Origin of the sequence: Streptomyces sp. NBC_01408, from assembly GCF_026340255.1 — a bacterium.
In the GTDB taxonomy this organism is placed as follows: Bacteria; Actinomycetota; Actinomycetes; order Streptomycetales; family Streptomycetaceae; genus Streptomyces.
This window is the reverse complement of record NZ_JAPEPJ010000003.1, coordinates 781,002-796,024: the sequence shown is the minus strand read 5'-3', so window position 1 is coordinate 796,024 and position 15,023 is coordinate 781,002. Positions and strand designations below refer to the sequence as shown.

Below are 15,023 nucleotides of genomic sequence, written 5' to 3'. Positions count from 1 at the left end.
GACGCATGAGACTGAACTGACTGGTACGTGCAAAAAATTTGGAATGGCCCGGAATCGGAACACCGGGGCACCCCGGCTCGTTGTCACGACGTGAGCACGACACCACCTGTTCTCGCCGCAGAGCTGGCGCAGGCGTGGGCCGATATTCAGCGGTACCACTCCGAGCTGCCTGACCTTGCCGCGCCCGAGTCCCTGATCGGAGAGTCCTCGTCCGCCTGCGGCGCCGAGCTCTCCTTCGAGCGACTGCTGCACGAGGCAGTCCACGGCATCGCCGCCGCCCGCGGAGTCCGCGACACCTCGCGCGCCGGCCGCTACCACAACCGCAGATTCCTCGCGATCGCCGAAGAGATGGGGCTGGACCACTCCGAAGAGCCGCACGCCAGTAGCGGCTTCTCACTGGTCACGCTCAACCCCGAGGCGAAGAAGCGCTACCGCCCCACGATGGAGCGGCTCCAGCGCGCCCTGAAGGCGCACACGGCCGCGACGGCCGCCGACACCAAGCGAAGCTTCCGCGGACCGGCCGCCCGGCACGGCTCCTCCGGCGGCGGCGTACGCGTGAAGGCGGTCTGCGACTGCGGGCGCAACGTACGGGTGGTCCCCTCCGTGCTGGCCCAGGCGCCGATCGTGTGCGGGGGCTGCATGAAGCCCTTCCGCATCCCCGAGGTGGCCATCGCGGCGGCCTCCTGACCGCCCGGTCCCCCGACGCCCCCTTGCCGGCGCGACCGGCCGCGGCCGGCGGGCGAGCGGGCCGTGCCCGCGGGCCGGGGCGAGCGGGTGCGGGCCGACCTGCCCGTGCTGAGCGCGTCGCAGGCGTATGGCACAATGGCTAGCTGTACTCGACAGTCGCATAGGACCCCTCTCTCCTCCGGCTGACGCGTCCATCGGGCACCCGAGTACCGCAACCCCACGTGGCATCTCATGTGCCCAACCACGTCAAGTTCAGGAGACACCACTCCAGTGGCAGTCAAGATCAAGCTCAAGCGCCTCGGCAAGATTCGCCAGCCGCACTACCGCATCGTCGTCGCCGACGCCCGCACCCGCCGGGACGGTCGCGCGATCGAAGAGATCGGTATCTACCACCCGACCTACAACCCGTCGCGCATCGAGGTCAACGCCGAGCGTGCGCAGTACTGGCTGTCGGTCGGCGCCCAGCCCACCGAGGCTGTGCTCGCCATCCTGAAGCTGACCGGTGACTGGCAGGCCCACAAGGGCCTTCCCGCCCCCGCGCCGCTGCTCCAGCCGGCGACGAAGGAAGACAAGCGTCGTACCTTCGACGAGTTCGCCAAGGCCCTCGAGGGTGGCGACGCCAAGGGCGAGGCCATCACGCAGAAGGCGAAGAAGGCCGACAAGAAGGCGGACGAGGCTGAGGCCGCCGCCGAGTCGACCGAGGCCTGAGCATGCTCGAGGAGGCTCTTGAGCACCTCGTGAAGGGCATTGTGGACAACCCCGACGAAGTGCAGGTCGCCTCGCGCAACCTGCGCCGCGGGCAGGTGCTCGAGGTCCGGGTCCACCCCGACGACCTCGGCAAGGTGATCGGTCGCAACGGCCGCACCGCACGTGCTCTGCGTACCGTCGTGGGCGCCATCGGCGGCCGGGGGATCCGCGTCGACCTCGTCGACGTGGACCAGGTCCGCTGAGAAGTTGAATTACCGGCACGGGCCGGGGAGGGCGCTGGTCGCCCACCCCGGCCCGAGTCGTTTCCGCCCACGGGCAGAGCAACCATTGACTGAGAAACCACGACGGAGAGGTACCACCTCCGCGCGAGAGCGGCGGCGGGTCGGCCGCGAGATGGGGAGAACACAGTGGAGTTGGTAGTCGCGCGGATCGGCCGCGCCCACGGCATCAAGGGTGAGGTCACCGTCGAGGTGCGCACCGACGAGCCGGAACTGCGGCTCAGCCCCGGCGCCGTGCTGAAGACCGAGCCCGCGTCGGCGGGACCGCTGACCATCGAGACCGGCCGGGTGCACAGCGGGAGGCTCATGCTCCGCTTCGCGGGCGTCAAGGACCGCACCGGCGCCGAGGCGTTGCGCAACATCCTGCTGATCGCCGAGGTGGACCCGGCGGAGCTGCCCGAGGAGCCCGACGAGTACTACGACCACCAGCTGATGGACCTGGACGTGGTCCTCGCCGACGGCACCGAGATCGGCCGGATCACTGAGATCTCCCACCTGCCCTCGCAGGACCTCTTCATCGTCGAGCGGCCCGACGGCTCCGAGGTGATGATCCCCTTCGTGGAGGAGATCGTCGCCGAGATCGACCTCGAGGAGCAGCGCTGCGTCATCACCCCGCCGCCCGGGCTGATCGACGAGCGCGACGCGGTCATCGACTCGACCCGTGACGAGGACGCCGGGGACAACGCCTGATGCGTCTCGACGTCGTCACGATCTTCCCCGAGTACCTGGAGCCGCTGAACGTCTCCCTCGTCGGCAAGGCCCGTGCCCGCGGGCAGCTCGACGTACACGTCCACGACCTGCGTGACTGGACGTACGACCGGCACAACACGGTCGACGACACCCCGTACGGCGGCGGCCCCGGCATGGTCATGAAGACCGAGCCGTGGGGCGAGGCCCTCGACGCGGCGCTGGCCGACGGCTACGAGGCGGGCGCGCGCGGGCCGGTCATGGTCGTGCCCACGCCCAGTGGCCGCCCCTTCACCCAGGAACTGGCGGTCGAGCTCTCCGAGCGGCCGTGGCTGATCTTCACCCCGGCCCGGTACGAGGGCATCGACCGCCGCGTCATGGACGAGTACGCCACGCGGATGCCGGTGTACGAGGTCTCCATCGGCGACTACGTGCTGGCGGGCGGCGAGGCGGCCGTCCTGGTCGTCACCGAGGCCGTGGCCCGACTGCTGCCCGGGGTGCTGGGGAACGCCGAATCGCACCGCGACGACTCCTTCGCGCCCGGCGAGATGGCGAACCTGCTGGAGGGCCCGGTCTACACGAAGCCCCCGCTGTGGCGCGGTCGCGACATCCCCGAGGTGCTGCTCAGCGGCCACCACGGGAAGATCGCCCGCTGGCGCCGGGACGAGGCCTTCCGCCGGACCGCGCGCAACCGCCCGGACCTGATCGAGCGCTGCGATGCCTCGGCCTTCGACAAGAAGGACCGCGAGATCCTCTCCATCCTGGGCTGGAAGCCGTCCCCGGACGGCCGATTTTGGCTCAGGCCGCAGGCCGTGGAAGAATAGGCGGCTGCTGTGTGCTCGCGGACGCCCCTGCCACAGGGGGACCGTCGTCCGCCGGGTTCCACAGCTCCCGAATTCTCTACGGAAACCCGCACTGGCGACCTGTGGCGTCATGCGAAGAAAGCAGACGAAGAACATGTCTCACCTGCTCGATGGCGTCAACGCCGCCGCGCTCCGCTCGGACGTCCCGGCCTTCCGCCCGGGTGACACGATCAACGTGCACGTCCGCGTGATCGAGGGCAACCGCTCCCGTATCCAGCAGTTCAAGGGTGTCGTCATCCGTCGCCAGGGCGCCGGTGTCTCCGAGACCTTCACGGTCCGCAAGGTCTCCTTCAGCGTCGGCGTGGAGCGTACCTTCCCGGTGCACTCCCCGATCTTCGAGAAGATCGAGCTCGTCACCCGCGGTGACGTGCGCCGTGCGAAGCTGTACTACCTCCGTGAGCTCCGCGGCAAGGCCGCGAAGATCAAGGAGAAGCGCGACAACTGAGGTCTCCTCCGGGGTCCGGGGGTGGCCGGATAGGCTCGCCCCCGATGGACACCGAAGCACCTCACACGCAGCGCGGCCACTCTTCCCCCGACAAGGGGGAGGGGCGGCCGCGTTTTGCGTTCTCCCTCCGCCGCCCGGCCCCGCGGCCGCTGACCCTGCGGCGGGCCGGAGTCCTCGGCTTGCTCTGCACCGTCTTCCTGCTGCTGCTCAGCAACTTCGTCCTGCAGCCCTTCCTGATCCCGAGCCGGTCCATGGAGCCGGCGCTCCAGGTCGGGGACCGGGTGCTGGTCAACAAGCTGGCGTACGGTTTCGGCGACCAGCCGCGCCGCGGTGACATCGTCGTGTTCGACGGCAGCGGCTCCTTCGTACGGGAGCCCGCCGGCGGCAGCCCGGTCGGCGACGCGCTGCGCGGCGCGGCCTCCGCGCTGGGGCTGGCGGAGCCGTCCGACACCGACTTCGTGAAGCGGGTCGTGGGCGTCGGCGGCGACGACGTGGTCTGCTGCGACGCGGCCGGGCGGATCGAGGTCAACGGCGTCCCGCTGGACGAGCCGTACCTGTACCCCGGAGACGCGCCCTCCAGGGTGCCCTTCCGTATCGTCGTGCCCCTTGGGACCCTGTGGGTCATGGGTGATCATCGTTCCCAGTCCCGGGACTCCCGGGACCACCTGGGAGAACCGGGCGGGGGGATGGTGCCGGTGGAGAAGGTGATCGGGCGGGCCGACTGGATCGGCTGGCCGGTCTCGCGCTGGGGTTCGGCCGGCGGCGGGCGTGGGTAGCCGGGGTCGGCCGCGGGGGGCGAGGGAACCGGATCCGGAGCCCGAGCCGGAGCAGGTCCCGGTGGTGGAGGGCGGCCGGGCCGAGCGGCGGCGTACCGCGCGCCGGGTACGACGGCGCCGCCGCACCCGGCGGGCCGGCGAGGTCCCGCTGCTGGTGGTCGTGGCGCTGTGCATTGCCCTGGTCCTCAAGACCTTCCTGGTCCAGGCGTTCTTCATCCCGTCGGGCTCGATGGAGCAGACCATCCGGATCGGCGACCGCGTCCTGGTGGACAAGCTGACGCCCTGGTTCGGCTCCCCGGTCGAGCGGGGCGACGTCGTCGTGTTCGAGGACCCGGGAGGCTGGCTCCAGGGCGAGGCGGCCCGTCCGGCTCCGGATCCGGTCGGCGTCAAGCAGGTCAAGCAGGCGCTGACCTTCATCGGCCTGCTGCCCTCGGCGGACGAGCAGGACCTGATCAAGCGGGTCATCGGAGTCGGCGGGGACACCGTCAAGTGCTGCGACGCCAAGGGCCGCGTGACCGTCAACGGCGCGCCGCTCGATGAGCCGTACGTGAACCCGGGCAACGCCCCCTCCGAGATCCGCTTCGAGGTGCGGGTGCCGGCCGGGCGGCTCTTCGTCATGGGTGACCACCGGGCGAACTCGGCGGACTCCCGCTACCACCTCGACGAGGCCTTCGAGGGCACGATCGACGAGGAGGACGTCGTGGGCGAGGCCGTGGTGATCGCCTGGCCGTTCGGGCACTGGCGCCGTCTGGAGACCCCCGAGACCTTCCGCATGGTGCCCGACCAGGCACGGCGCGAGCCGCGGCGCGCGGTACGGCACGAGGCGCGCGGGCGGCGTCGGCGCGGTCCGGGCGCGCCGTTCGCATAGTGTGTCCTGGGTCTCCCGCGCCTTAGGGAACTCCCGCTCGTTAAGGGAGGGGAGGGCCCGTGTCCGATCGGCACGGGCGGCGATCTCGATTGAGGAGTGGATGTGGGGGATGTGGCGGTAGGCGCACGGTCCGGACGCGACGAGGGCGAGGAGCGGCCGGATGACGACGCCGTCGAGCGCGAGGCCGAGGAGGAGGACGGCGGTGCCAATGCGCAAACGCACCGGTCCTTCTGGAAGGAGCTTCCGCTCCTCGTCGGCATCGCCCTGCTGCTGGCCCTGCTGATCAAGACCTTCCTGGTCCAGGCGTTCTCCATCCCGTCCGACTCGATGCAGAACACCCTGCAGCGCGGGGACCGGGTGCTGGTGGACAAGCTGACCCCGTGGTTCGGCTCCGAGCCCGAGCGGGGCGAGGTCGTCGTCTTCCACGACCCCGCGAACTGGCTGTCCGGGGAGCCCACCCCCGACCCGAACTTCGCGCAGAGGGTCCTCAGCAAGATCGGCCTGATGCCGTCCGCCGACGAGAAGGACCTGATCAAGCGGACCATCGCCATCGGCGGGGACACGGTCGAGTGCAAGAAGGGGGGACCGGTCGTCGTCAACGGCAAGGAGTTGAACGAGCCGTACATCTTCCCCGGCAACACCGCGTGCGACGACATGCCCTTCGGCCCGATCACCGTGCCCAAGGGCAAGATCTGGGTCATGGGCGACCACCGGCAGAACTCCCAGGACTCCCGCTGGCACATGCAGGACTCCACCCAGGGCTTCGTGCCGGTCGACAAGGTCGTCGGGCGGGCCGTGGTCGTCGCCTGGCCGGTCACACGCTGGTCGACCCTGCCTGTCCCGGACACCTTCGACCAGCCGGGCATCGGCAACCAGGCCGCGGCGACCGCCCTCGGCCTGGGTGCCGCCGGGCTGGCACCGGCCGGTCTCGGCCCGGCCGCGCTGGGGCTCGCCGGTGCGGTGCCGGTCGTACTGTGGCGCCGGCGGAGGCTGACCAGCGGGCGTACCGCCGGGTAGGGTGCCGCCCAGGTCGACGATCTCCGAAGGTGGGGGCGCTGGAATGGGCGGGACACAAGAAATACGCAGTGGCAGGAACGGCCACGGCGGTCTCGGCAACGTGCTGTCGGGAATCGCCGTGGCCATCGGTTTCGCGCTCTTCCTCGGTGGCTTCGTGTGGGCGGCGATCCTCTACCAGCCCTACACGGTGCCGACCGACTCGATGATGCCCACCGTGCGCCCCGGGGACCGGGTCCTGGCGCAGCGCATCGGCGGTGACGAGGTGCGCCGCGGGGACGTGGTCATCTTTACTGATTCCATGTGGAGCGATTCGCCCATGGTCAAGCGGGTCGTCGGCATCGGCGGCGACACCGTGAAGAGCAGCGGCGCGGGCAGCGTGCTCACGGTGAACGGCGTACCGCTGGACGAGCCGTACATCGACGCCCGCGGGCCGGTCTCGGACCTGCCCACCCCGGCCGGGGAGCCCCCGGCGCCCGGGACCCCCTTCGAGGTGACGGTGCCCGAGGGCAACCTCTTCCTGCTGGGTGACCAGCGGAGCGGCTCGCTGGACTCCCGCGCGCACCTCGAGGAGGCAGGGCAGGGGACCGTCTCCCGGTCGGCCGTCAGCGCCCGCGTCGACGCCCTGGCGTGGCCGTCCATGCGGATGCTGGAGCGGCCGGGGACCTACGCGGCCCTGCCCGGCGGAACCTCGCAGCCGGGGCCGCTGCGCCTCCAGGTGGTGATGGTGGTGGCCGGGGCCGCCCTCGTGGTGCTGGGGGCCGCGTACGGTCCGCTCGCACGGGTCCTCGGGCGCGGGAGGCGGCGGGAGCGGGCCGGTGCCCGCTGACGCGGCCGCCGAAGCGGCGGTGCCCGGGCCCGGAGGTCCGCCGACGGTGCGGATGGTGTCCCGGGTGATCCTGCTGGACCCCGCGGACCGCATCCTGCTGCTGCACGGCTTCGAGCCGGCGGACCCGGCGGACGACTGGTGGTTCACCCCCGGCGGCGGCCTGGAGGGCGGCGAGAGCAGGGAGCAGGCCGCCCTGCGGGAACTCGCCGAGGAGACGGGGATCACAGACGTCGAACTGGGGCCCGTGCTGTGGCGCCGGTACTGCTCGTTCCCCTTCGACGGGCGGCGCTGGGAACAGGACGAGTGGTACTTCCTCGCCCGTACCGACCAGACGGCGACCGAGATGAGCGGCCTCACCGAACTGGAGCGGCGCAGCGTCACCGGAGCCAGGTGGTGGACCTCCGAGGAACTTCTCGCGGCCCATGAGACGGTGTACCCGACCAGACTCGCCGAGCTGCTGCGGACGCTGCTCGACGACGGCCCTCCGGGTTCGCCGGTGGTCCTGGCCCCGGAAATCGTTTAGGGGCGCAGGGGCCTGGCGCACAATAGGGGGACGCACGGCTGAAGGGGAACATGCCATGAGTGCCGAGGACCTCGAAAAGTACGAGACCGAGATGGAGCTGAAGCTCTATCGGGAGTACCGCGACGTCGTCGGGCTGTTCAAGTACGTGATCGAGACCGAACGTCGTTTCTACCTCACCAACGACTACGAGATGCAGGTGCACTCGGTCCAGGGGGAGGTCTTCTTCGAGGTCTCGATGGCCGACGCCTGGGTGTGGGACATGTACCGGCCGGCCCGTTTCGTGAAGCAGGTCCGCGTGCTGACCTTCAAGGACGTGAACATCGAGGAGCTCAACAAGAGCGATCTCGAACTGCCCGGCAGCTGAGGTCCGACCCCGTGAGGGTGACGGGGTTGTCCACAACGGCGGGGTTGTCCACCAAGATCCACAGGGTGGGCGGGGGTGCGCGATCGTCGGTGCCGGAGGTGGTGCCGGATGAACGCGAAGGGCGTGGCACAGCAGGCATTGGGGCGGTACGGCGAGGAGCTCGCGGTCCGGCGGCTGACCGAGGCCGGGATGACCGTGATCGCCCGGAACTGGCGCTGCCGCAGCGGTGAGATCGACATCGTCGCGCGGGACGGTGACGCCCTCGTCGTCTGCGAGGTCAAGACCCGGCGGGAGGGACCGTTCGAGCACCCGATGGCCGCCGTACGGCCCGGCAAGGCCGAGCGGTTGCGCCGGCTCGCCGGGCGCTGGCTCGCCGACCACGGCGGACCACCCCGGGGCGGGGTGCGCATCGACCTCGTCGGCGTCCTCCTGCCCCGGCGCGGCGCGCCCGTGGTGGAACACGTCAGGGGGGTGGCCTGATGGGGTTCGCACGCGCCTGTTCGGTGGCCCTGTCGGGCGTCGACGGAGTGGTCGTGGAGGTCCAGGCCGACCTGGAACCGGGGGTGGCGGCCTTCACCCTGGTGGGGCTGCCCGACAAGACCCTGGTCGAGAGCCGGGACCGGGTGCGGGCCGCCGTGGTGAACTCGGGGGCGGCCTGGCCGCAGAAGAAGCTCACGGTCGGACTCAGCCCGGCCTCCGTACCGAAATCCGGGGCCGGCTTCGACCTGGCCGTGGCGGCGGCCGTGCTCGGCGCCGCCGAGGTCGTCGACCCGGCCGCGATCGCCGAGCTCGTGCTCGTGGGGGAGCTGGGGCTCGACGGCCGGGTGCGGCCCGTCCGGGGGATCCTCCCGGCGGTGCTCGCCGCGTCGGAGGCCGGGTACCGGCAGGTGGTGGTGCCGCAGCAGTGCGCCGCCGAGGCCATGCTCGTGCCGGACGTCTCGGTGCTCGGCGTCCGCAGTCTGCGCCAGCTGATCGCGGTCCTGACGGACGGGGTGGTCCCCGAGGAGGAGCCGCCCGACCCGCCCGGCCGCCCGGACCCGATACTGGCCGGCCTGCTCCTCCCAGGTGCGGGCCTGGGAGCGGGGCTGTCCGGCGCCCGGTCCGGCCAGGGGGACGGAGCGGACCTGCCCGACCTCGCCGACGTGGCCGGTCAGTACGGCGCGCGCCGCGCCCTGGAAGTGGCGGCCGCGGGCGGACACCACCTCTTCCTGAGCGGGCCGCCGGGGGCCGGCAAGACGATGCTGGCCGAACGGCTGCCGTGGCTGCTGCCCGACCTCACCCGGCGGGACTCCGTGGAGGTCACCGCCGTCCACTCGGTCGCGGGAATCCTCCCGCCCGGCGAACCGCTGGTCACCCGACCGCCCTACTGCGCACCGCACCATTCGGCGACCATGCAGGCCCTGGTGGGCGGCGGCAACGGAATCCCCAGGCCGGGGGCCGTCTCCCTGGCTCACCGGGGGGTGCTCTTCTTGGACGAGGCCGCCGAGTTCCACAGCCGGGCACTGGACGCGCTGCGACAGCCGCTCGAATCGGGACACGTGGTCATCGCCCGTGCCGCCGGGGTGGTCCGGCTGCCGGCCCGGTTCCTGATGGTCCTCGCGGCCAATCCGTGCCCGTGCGGGCGGCACACGCTGCTCGGGGCCGGATGCGAGTGTCCGCCCGCGGTGATCCGCCGCTATCAGGCGAGGCTGTCCGGGCCGCTGCTCGACCGGGTGGACCTGAGGGTGGTGGTGGAGCCCGTGACCCGGTCCGATCTGCTGGGGCACGGCGGCCGGGGCGAATCCACCGCGCTGGTCGCCGACCGGGTCCGCGAGGCCAGGGAGCGGGCCGGGGCCCGGCTCGCCGACACTCCCTGGCGGCTCAACTCGGAGGTGCCCGGGCAGGAGTTGCGCACCCGCTGGCACGCCGGTCCGGGGGCCATGGCGCAGGCCGAGCGGGACCTGGAGCGCGGGCTGCTCACCGCCCGGGGGCTGGACCGGGTGCTGCGCGTGGCATGGACCGTGGCGGACCTGCGGGGGCGGGACCGGCCCGATGCGCTGGACGTGGCCGTGGCGCTGGAACTGCGGACCGGGATCTCCCGCGGGGCGCCGGCAGTCGAGCGGGCCGGGTCATGACCGGGGCCGAGCAGCCGGACCCCGCGCTGCTGCCCCTGCCGGATCCCACGCAGCTGCCGCTGCCGGAACCCCGGCCGGAACCCCGGCCGGATTCCAGGCCGGAGCGGCTGTCGGAGTCCCGGCCGGAGCCGTCGGGCCGGGGCGAGGACTGCCGGGGGAGCGGGGGCGGGGACCGGGCCCAGGAGAGGGAACTGCTGGCGCGGGCGGCGCTGACCCGGGTGCTGGAGCCCGGCGACGGGCACGGCGGGCGCTGGCTGCGGGAGTTCGGCGCCGTGGAGCTGATACGGCTGCTGACCGGCCCCGAGGCGGAGCCGGGGGTTCTGTCAGGGGTGGGCCCGGACCGGCTCGCCGGATACCGCAGACGGGCGGTGCGGGCCGACCCCGGGCGGGACCTGGCCGCGGCCGCCGAGGCCGGGGTCCGGTTCATCGTGCCCAGGGCGCCGGAGTGGCCGACCCAGCTCGACGACCTCGGCGACGCCCGCCCGGTCGGGCTGTGGCTGCGGGGCCTGCCCAACCTGCGGACCTGGGCGCTGCGTTCGGTCGCCCTCGTCGGGGCCCGGGCCTGCACCCCGTACGGGGCGCACATGGCCCAGAGCCTGGCCGCCGGGCTCGCCGAGCGCGGCTGGGTCGTGGTCTCCGGGGCGGCGTACGGGATCGACGGCGCCGCCCACCGCGGGGCGCTGGCCTCGGGCGGGGCGACGGTGGCGGTGCTCGCCTGCGGGGTGGACGTCGCCTACCCCCGCGGACACGCCGGGCTCCTCGGCCGGATCGCGGGCCAGGGACTGGTCCTGGGTGAACTGCCGCCGGGCAGCCATCCGACGCCGAGCCGGTTCGTCCTGCGCAACCGGGTCATCGCCGCCCTCACCCGGGGCACGGTCGTCGTCGAGGCTGCCCACCGCAGCGGCGCCCTGGTCACCGCCCGGCGGGCACGGGACCTCGGGCGGTTCACCATGGGCGTCCCCGGACCCGCCACCAGCGCGCTCTCCGCCGGAGTGCACGAACTGCTGCGGGGCGAGGCCGTGCTGGTCACCGACGCGGCGGAAGTGGCCGAGCTGGTGGGCGGCATGGGCGAGCTGGCTCCCGAGCGGCGCGGCCCGGTGTTCGCCCGGGACCTGCTCGGCCCGGACACCTCCCGCGTGCTCGAAGCGCTCCCCGCCGGGCGTCCGGCCCAACTCGACGCGGTGGCACTTGCCTCCGGCATCAGCGTCGATGAAGTCATCGGCAGACTGTACGAACTTCACTCTCTGGGGTTCGTCGAACGGCAGGGCGACGGATGGCAGTTGAGCAGGCAAAGGCCCGACGGAGGCACGCAAACCGGAGCCGCCCGGCGAGGCGGTGGTTGACCTGGGGCGTTCCGGTGAAAGAGTGAAACCGATGAGAGACGCGGTCTTCCCGGTGGCAGTCGCCGGGACCGAGCGCCAGGCGCCGGTCCCGGGTCGCCCGCGCGAGTCGCGACGCCCATGCGCCCCCGCGCGATCCCGTACTCTTCGCGCACCGCGACACTTCCGTCACGCTACGCTCCCAAGGAATCCGGCTCCGGCAAAGGCGAAGCATGCCCCAGCACACCTCAGGGTCTGACCGCGCTGCGGTGCCCCCCGCTGCCCGCGGCAGCGTGCGGTCCACCGCGCCCTCGTCCCTGGAGGTGCTGTGGCGCTCGTACAAGGACTCGGGTGACGAGCGGCTGCGGGAGCAGCTGATCCTGCACTACTCACCTCTGGTGAAGTACGTGGCGGGCCGGGTCAGCGTCGGCCTGCCGCCCAATGTGGAGCAGGCCGACTTCGTCTCCTCCGGGGTCTTCGGGCTGATCGACGCCATCGAGAAGTTCGACATCGACCGGTCCATCAAGTTCGAGACCTACGCGATCACCCGGATCCGCGGCGCGATGATCGACGAGCTGCGGGCGCTGGACTGGATCCCGCGCTCGGTACGGCAGAAGGCGCGGGCCGTGGAGCGGGCCTACGCCACGCTGGAGGCCCAGCTGCGCCGCACCCCGACGGAGGGCGAGGTCGCCGGCGAGATGGGGATCGGCGTGGAGGACCTGCACGCCGTTTTCAGCCAGTTGTCGCTGGCCAACGTGGTCGCCCTCGAGGAGCTGCTGCACGTCGGCGGGGAGGGCGGCGACCGCCTCTCGCTGATGGACACCCTGGAGGACACCGCCGCCGACAACCCCGTGGAGGTGGCGGAGGACCGTGAGCTGCGGCGCCTGCTGGCACGGGCCATCAACACGCTGCCCGAGCGGGAGAAGACGGTGGTGACGCTCTACTACTACGAGGGCCTCACGCTGGCCGAGATCGGCAATGTCCTGGGCGTCACCGAGAGCCGGGTCAGCCAGATCCACACGAAGTCGGTCCTCCAACTGCGGGCGAAGCTGGCGGATGTCGGGCGGTGAGCTTGCGGCACCTCCGTAGAGTGGATGTGTGCCCAGGATTCGAGCGGCCTCCGTGGCCGAGCACCGGTCGATGCAGCGCGGCGCCCTGTTGGACGCCGCGCGTTCCCTGCTGTCCGAAGGCGGGACGGAAGCGCTGACCTTCCCCGCCCTCGCGGAGCGGACCGGGCTCGCCCGGTCCTCCGTGTACGAGTACTTCCGCTCCCGCGCGGCCGTGGTCGAAGAGCTGTGCGCGGTGGACTTCCCCGTATGGGCCGCCGAGATCGAGGCGGCCATGGAAGAGGCCCCGTCGCCCGAGGCCAAGATCGAGGCCTACATACGGAGCCAGCTGGGGCTGGTCGGGGACCGGCGCCACCGGGCGGTGGTGGCGATCTCGGCCAGTGAGCTGGACGCGGGGGCGCGGGAGAAGATCCGCGCCGCGCACGGTGGCCTGGTGGCGATGATCGTCGAAGCGCTGAGCGCACTGGGGCAGGCGGAGCCGAGGCTGGCCGCGATGCTGCTCCAGGGGGTCGTCGACGCCGCCGTCCGCCGCATCGAGCTCGGCGCGGCCGAGGACCCCGAGGTCATTACGGAGACCGCCGTCGACATGGCCCTGCGGGGAGTCCGGGGCTGAGGCCCTGAGGCTCCACCCAAGGCCCCAGGCCCCGCGCCTCAAACGCCGGCGGGGCTGGTGAACGGGGCTCCGCCCCAGGCCCGCGCCTGAAACGCCGGCGGGGCTGAAGGCCGAGGAGCGGGGCTCCGGCCCTCAGCCGGCGGCGGGGTCGGCCATCGGCAGCAGGCGGGGTGTCGGGCGGGGGAGAACGGTGAGCGGGTTGAGGTACGCCTCGCCCGCCAGCAGGCCCCAGTGGAGACACGGCTCCGGACAGTGGGAGCCCGCCGTGAGGACCGCCACCACCTGGCCCGCCGTGACCTGCTCGCCCTCCGTGACCAGGGGCCGTACCGGCTCGTAGGTGGTGCGCAGGCCGTTCGGCAGCGCGAGCGAGAGGACCCCTCGGCCGGCGACCATCCCCGCGTAATGGACCCGGCCGGCCGCGACGGCGCGGACCTCGGTGCCCACGGGCGCGGACAGGTCCACCCCGCGGTGCCCGGCCGCGTACGGGGTCGGGGGCGGGTCCCACCAGCGGGCCACGGTCAGGGGCGCGGGCAGCGGGCGGAATCCGGGCAGGGCCGTCTGGGCCAGGAGCAGCAGCAGGCTGAGCAGCAGTGTCGTCATGGCCCCAGGGTGGCGGGGCCGGGGCCGGCGGCGGCCGGGCCTGTGGACGGTCCGCCGGGTGTGGACAAGTGCGTCACCCGGCATACCACCGGGTCCCGTACACTTCTTGTGGCGATCCGGGTCACCGGGTCGACTTCGCACGCCCCAGCACCAGCCCGAAAGGGCCAGGTGAAAGCGTCTCTCGGTCCCTCATGGGGCAGGGCGCGGCGGGGCGTCAGGAACCAAACCGAGAAACCAAGGAGATGGCCATGGCCGTCGTCACGATGCGGGAGCTGCTGGAAAGCGGCGTCCACTTCGGTCACCAGACCCGCCGTTGGAACCCGAAGATGAAGCGCTTCATCTTCACGGAGCGCAACGGCATCTACATCATCGACCTGCTGCAGTCGCTGTCGTACATCGACCGCGCCTACGAGTTCGTGAAGGAGACCGTCGCGCACGGTGGCTCCATCATGTTCGTCGGTACGAAGAAGCAGGCGCAGGAGGCCATCGCCGAGCAGGCGACGCGCGTCGGCATGCCGTACGTCAACCAGCGCTGGCTGGGTGGCATGCTCACCAACTTCTCCACCGTCTACAAGCGCCTTCAGCGTCTGAAGGAGCTTGAGGCGATCGACTTCGAGGACGTCGCCGCCTCGGGTCTCACCAAGAAGGAGCTCCTGGTCCTCTCCCGCGAGAAGATCAAGCTGGAGAAGACCCTCGGTGGTATCCGCGAGATGTCGAAGGTCCCCAGCGCCGTCTGGATCGTCGACACCAAGAAGGAGCACATCGCCGTCGGTGAGGCGCGCAAGCTCCACATCCCGGTCGTCGCGATCCTCGACACCAACTGCGACCCCGACGAGGTCGACTACAAGATCCCGGGCAACGACGACGCGATCCGCTCCGTCACCCTGCTCACCCGCGTGATCGCCGACGCCGTCGCCGAGGGCCTCATCGCCCGCTCCGGCGCTGCGACCGGCGACTCGAAGCCGGGCGAGAAGGCCGCCGCCGAGCCGCTCGCCGAGTGGGAGCGCGACCTGCTCGAGGGCGACAAGAAGGCTGACGACGCCGAGGCCGCTCCGGCCGAGGCCGCTGCCGAGACCGTCGAGGCCCCGGCCGCCGAGACCGTCGAGGCTCCGGCCGCCGAGGTCGTCGAGGCCCCGGCCGCCGACGCCCCGGCCGCCGACGCCGAGCAGGCCTGACCCACTGAGAGCGCCCGGCGTTCACGCGCCGGGCACTCGCAGCACGGACGATGACGGCGGGGGAGCCGCGCCACGAGCGCGGCGCCTCCGCCG

General features: G+C 72.1%; 18 protein-coding genes and 1 pseudogene. 18 read left to right on the top strand and 1 reads right to left on the bottom strand.

The window, feature by feature from the left end:
* Positions 1-90 precede the first annotated feature (90 nt).
* The 17 genes and pseudogenes from OG447_RS31095 to OG447_RS31015 all read left to right on the top strand — a co-directional run bounded on the left by OG447_RS31095 (position 91) and on the right by OG447_RS31015 (position 13,155).
* Positions 91-687 (top strand): hypothetical protein, encoded by a 597-nt coding sequence (locus OG447_RS31095; RefSeq protein ID WP_266940865.1) that lies wholly within the window; start codon positions 91-93, stop codon positions 685-687.
* Positions 688-957: 270 nt separating this feature from the next.
* Positions 958-1,395 (top strand): 30S ribosomal protein S16, encoded by a 438-nt coding sequence (gene rpsP / locus OG447_RS31090; protein ID WP_215150440.1) that lies wholly within the window; start codon positions 958-960, stop codon positions 1,393-1,395.
* Positions 1,396-1,397: 2 nt separating this feature from the next.
* Entirely contained in the window at positions 1,398-1,637 is a 240-nt protein-coding gene (locus OG447_RS31085) for an RNA-binding protein (RefSeq protein WP_030011889.1), read from the top strand.
* Positions 1,638-1,802: 165 nt separating this feature from the next.
* Positions 1,803-2,363, top strand: coding sequence for a ribosome maturation factor RimM (gene rimM, locus OG447_RS31080; RefSeq protein ID WP_266940863.1), 561 nt, complete (start codon positions 1,803-1,805; stop codon positions 2,361-2,363).
* Entirely contained in the window at positions 2,363-3,184 is an 822-nt protein-coding gene (trmD, locus tag OG447_RS31075; protein ID WP_266940861.1) for a tRNA (guanosine(37)-N1)-methyltransferase TrmD, read from the top strand. Before rimM ends, trmD begins: the two co-directional genes overlap by 1 nt.
* 133 nt (positions 3,185-3,317) lie before the next feature.
* Entirely contained in the window at positions 3,318-3,668 is a 351-nt protein-coding gene (gene rplS, locus OG447_RS31070) for a 50S ribosomal protein L19 (RefSeq protein ID WP_073911044.1), read from the top strand.
* Between the two features lie 44 nt (positions 3,669-3,712).
* Positions 3,713-4,444, top strand: a complete 732-nt coding sequence (lepB, locus tag OG447_RS31065; protein ID WP_266940859.1) for a signal peptidase I — start codon at positions 3,713-3,715, stop codon at positions 4,442-4,444.
* Positions 4,445-4,505: 61 nt separating this feature from the next.
* A pseudogene (gene lepB / locus OG447_RS31060) lies at positions 4,506-5,476 on the top strand (signal peptidase I).
* Positions 5,424-6,329, top strand: a complete 906-nt coding sequence (lepB, locus tag OG447_RS31055; protein WP_266940857.1) for a signal peptidase I — start codon at positions 5,424-5,426, stop codon at positions 6,327-6,329. The pseudogene lepB (OG447_RS31060) and the gene lepB (OG447_RS31055) overlap by 53 nt, the downstream one beginning before the upstream one ends.
* 43 nt (positions 6,330-6,372) lie before the next feature.
* Positions 6,373-7,155, top strand: coding sequence for a signal peptidase I (gene lepB / locus OG447_RS31050; protein ID WP_266940856.1), 783 nt, complete (start codon positions 6,373-6,375; stop codon positions 7,153-7,155).
* A 52-nt stretch (positions 7,156-7,207) separates the two neighbouring features.
* Positions 7,208-7,678 (top strand): NUDIX hydrolase, encoded by a 471-nt coding sequence (locus OG447_RS31045; RefSeq protein ID WP_266940988.1) that lies wholly within the window; start codon positions 7,208-7,210, stop codon positions 7,676-7,678.
* Between the two features lie 55 nt (positions 7,679-7,733).
* Complete coding sequence (locus tag OG447_RS31040) at positions 7,734-8,042, top strand: DUF2469 domain-containing protein (protein ID WP_005311352.1); 309 nt, start codon at positions 7,734-7,736, stop codon at positions 8,040-8,042.
* A 108-nt stretch (positions 8,043-8,150) separates the two neighbouring features.
* Positions 8,151-8,522: a YraN family protein gene (locus tag OG447_RS31035; protein WP_266940854.1), complete on the top strand. Its 372-nt coding sequence runs from the start codon at positions 8,151-8,153 to the stop codon at positions 8,520-8,522.
* A complete protein-coding gene (locus OG447_RS31030; protein WP_266940852.1) occupies positions 8,522-10,156 on the top strand; it encodes a YifB family Mg chelatase-like AAA ATPase in 1,635 nt (544 codons plus the stop codon). The genes OG447_RS31035 and OG447_RS31030 overlap by 1 nt, the downstream gene beginning before the upstream one ends.
* Positions 10,153-11,499, top strand: coding sequence for a DNA-processing protein DprA (gene dprA / locus OG447_RS31025; protein ID WP_266940851.1), 1,347 nt, complete (start codon positions 10,153-10,155; stop codon positions 11,497-11,499). Before OG447_RS31030 ends, dprA begins: the two co-directional genes overlap by 4 nt.
* Before the next feature lie 209 nt (positions 11,500-11,708).
* Positions 11,709-12,545, top strand: coding sequence for an RNA polymerase sigma factor WhiG (whiG, locus tag OG447_RS31020; RefSeq protein ID WP_266940850.1), 837 nt, complete (start codon positions 11,709-11,711; stop codon positions 12,543-12,545).
* Positions 12,546-12,597: 52 nt separating this feature from the next.
* On the top strand, positions 12,598-13,155 hold the full coding sequence (locus OG447_RS31015; RefSeq protein WP_266940987.1) for a TetR/AcrR family transcriptional regulator: 558 nt from the start codon (positions 12,598-12,600) through the stop codon (positions 13,153-13,155).
* Positions 13,156-13,287: 132 nt separating this feature from the next.
* On the opposite strand, the gene OG447_RS31010 is transcribed toward OG447_RS31015, so the two are convergent.
* Positions 13,288-13,755: a M23 family metallopeptidase gene (locus OG447_RS31010; protein WP_266940849.1), complete on the bottom strand. Its 468-nt coding sequence runs from the start codon at positions 13,753-13,755 to the stop codon at positions 13,288-13,290.
* Positions 13,756-14,003: 248 nt separating this feature from the next.
* Here OG447_RS31010 and rpsB point away from each other — a divergent pair, with 248 nt between their 5' ends.
* Entirely contained in the window at positions 14,004-14,930 is a 927-nt protein-coding gene (gene rpsB / locus OG447_RS31005) for a 30S ribosomal protein S2 (RefSeq protein WP_266940847.1), read from the top strand.
* The last annotated feature ends 93 nt before the right edge of the window (positions 14,931-15,023 follow it).

What these genes read in the sequence shown, in the direction of transcription:
- OG447_RS31085 (WP_030011889.1), top strand. Translation starts at nt 1,398, where the DNA reads ATGCTCGAGGAGGCTCTTGAGCACCTCGTGAAGGGCATTGTGGACAAC.
- trmD (WP_266940861.1), top strand. Translation starts at nt 2,363, where the DNA reads ATGCGTCTCGACGTCGTCACGATCTTCCCCGAGTACCTGGAGCCGCTG.
- rplS (WP_073911044.1), top strand. Translation starts at nt 3,318, where the DNA reads ATGTCTCACCTGCTCGATGGCGTCAACGCCGCCGCGCTCCGCTCGGAC.
- lepB (WP_266940859.1), top strand. Translation starts at nt 3,713, where the DNA reads ATGGACACCGAAGCACCTCACACGCAGCGCGGCCACTCTTCCCCCGAC.
- lepB (WP_266940856.1), top strand. Translation starts at nt 6,373, where the DNA reads ATGGGCGGGACACAAGAAATACGCAGTGGCAGGAACGGCCACGGCGGT.
- OG447_RS31045 (WP_266940988.1), top strand. Translation starts at nt 7,208, where the DNA reads ATGGTGTCCCGGGTGATCCTGCTGGACCCCGCGGACCGCATCCTGCTG.
- OG447_RS31040 (WP_005311352.1), top strand. Translation starts at nt 7,734, where the DNA reads ATGAGTGCCGAGGACCTCGAAAAGTACGAGACCGAGATGGAGCTGAAG.
- OG447_RS31035 (WP_266940854.1), top strand. Translation starts at nt 8,151, where the DNA reads ATGAACGCGAAGGGCGTGGCACAGCAGGCATTGGGGCGGTACGGCGAG.
- OG447_RS31030 (WP_266940852.1), top strand. Translation starts at nt 8,522, where the DNA reads ATGGGGTTCGCACGCGCCTGTTCGGTGGCCCTGTCGGGCGTCGACGGA.
- dprA (WP_266940851.1), top strand. Translation starts at nt 10,153, where the DNA reads ATGACCGGGGCCGAGCAGCCGGACCCCGCGCTGCTGCCCCTGCCGGAT.
- whiG (WP_266940850.1), top strand. Translation starts at nt 11,709, where the DNA reads ATGCCCCAGCACACCTCAGGGTCTGACCGCGCTGCGGTGCCCCCCGCT.
- OG447_RS31010 (WP_266940849.1), bottom strand. Translation starts at nt 13,755, where the DNA reads ATGACGACACTGCTGCTCAGCCTGCTGCTGCTCCTGGCCCAGACGGCC.
- rpsB (WP_266940847.1), top strand. Translation starts at nt 14,004, where the DNA reads ATGGCCGTCGTCACGATGCGGGAGCTGCTGGAAAGCGGCGTCCACTTC.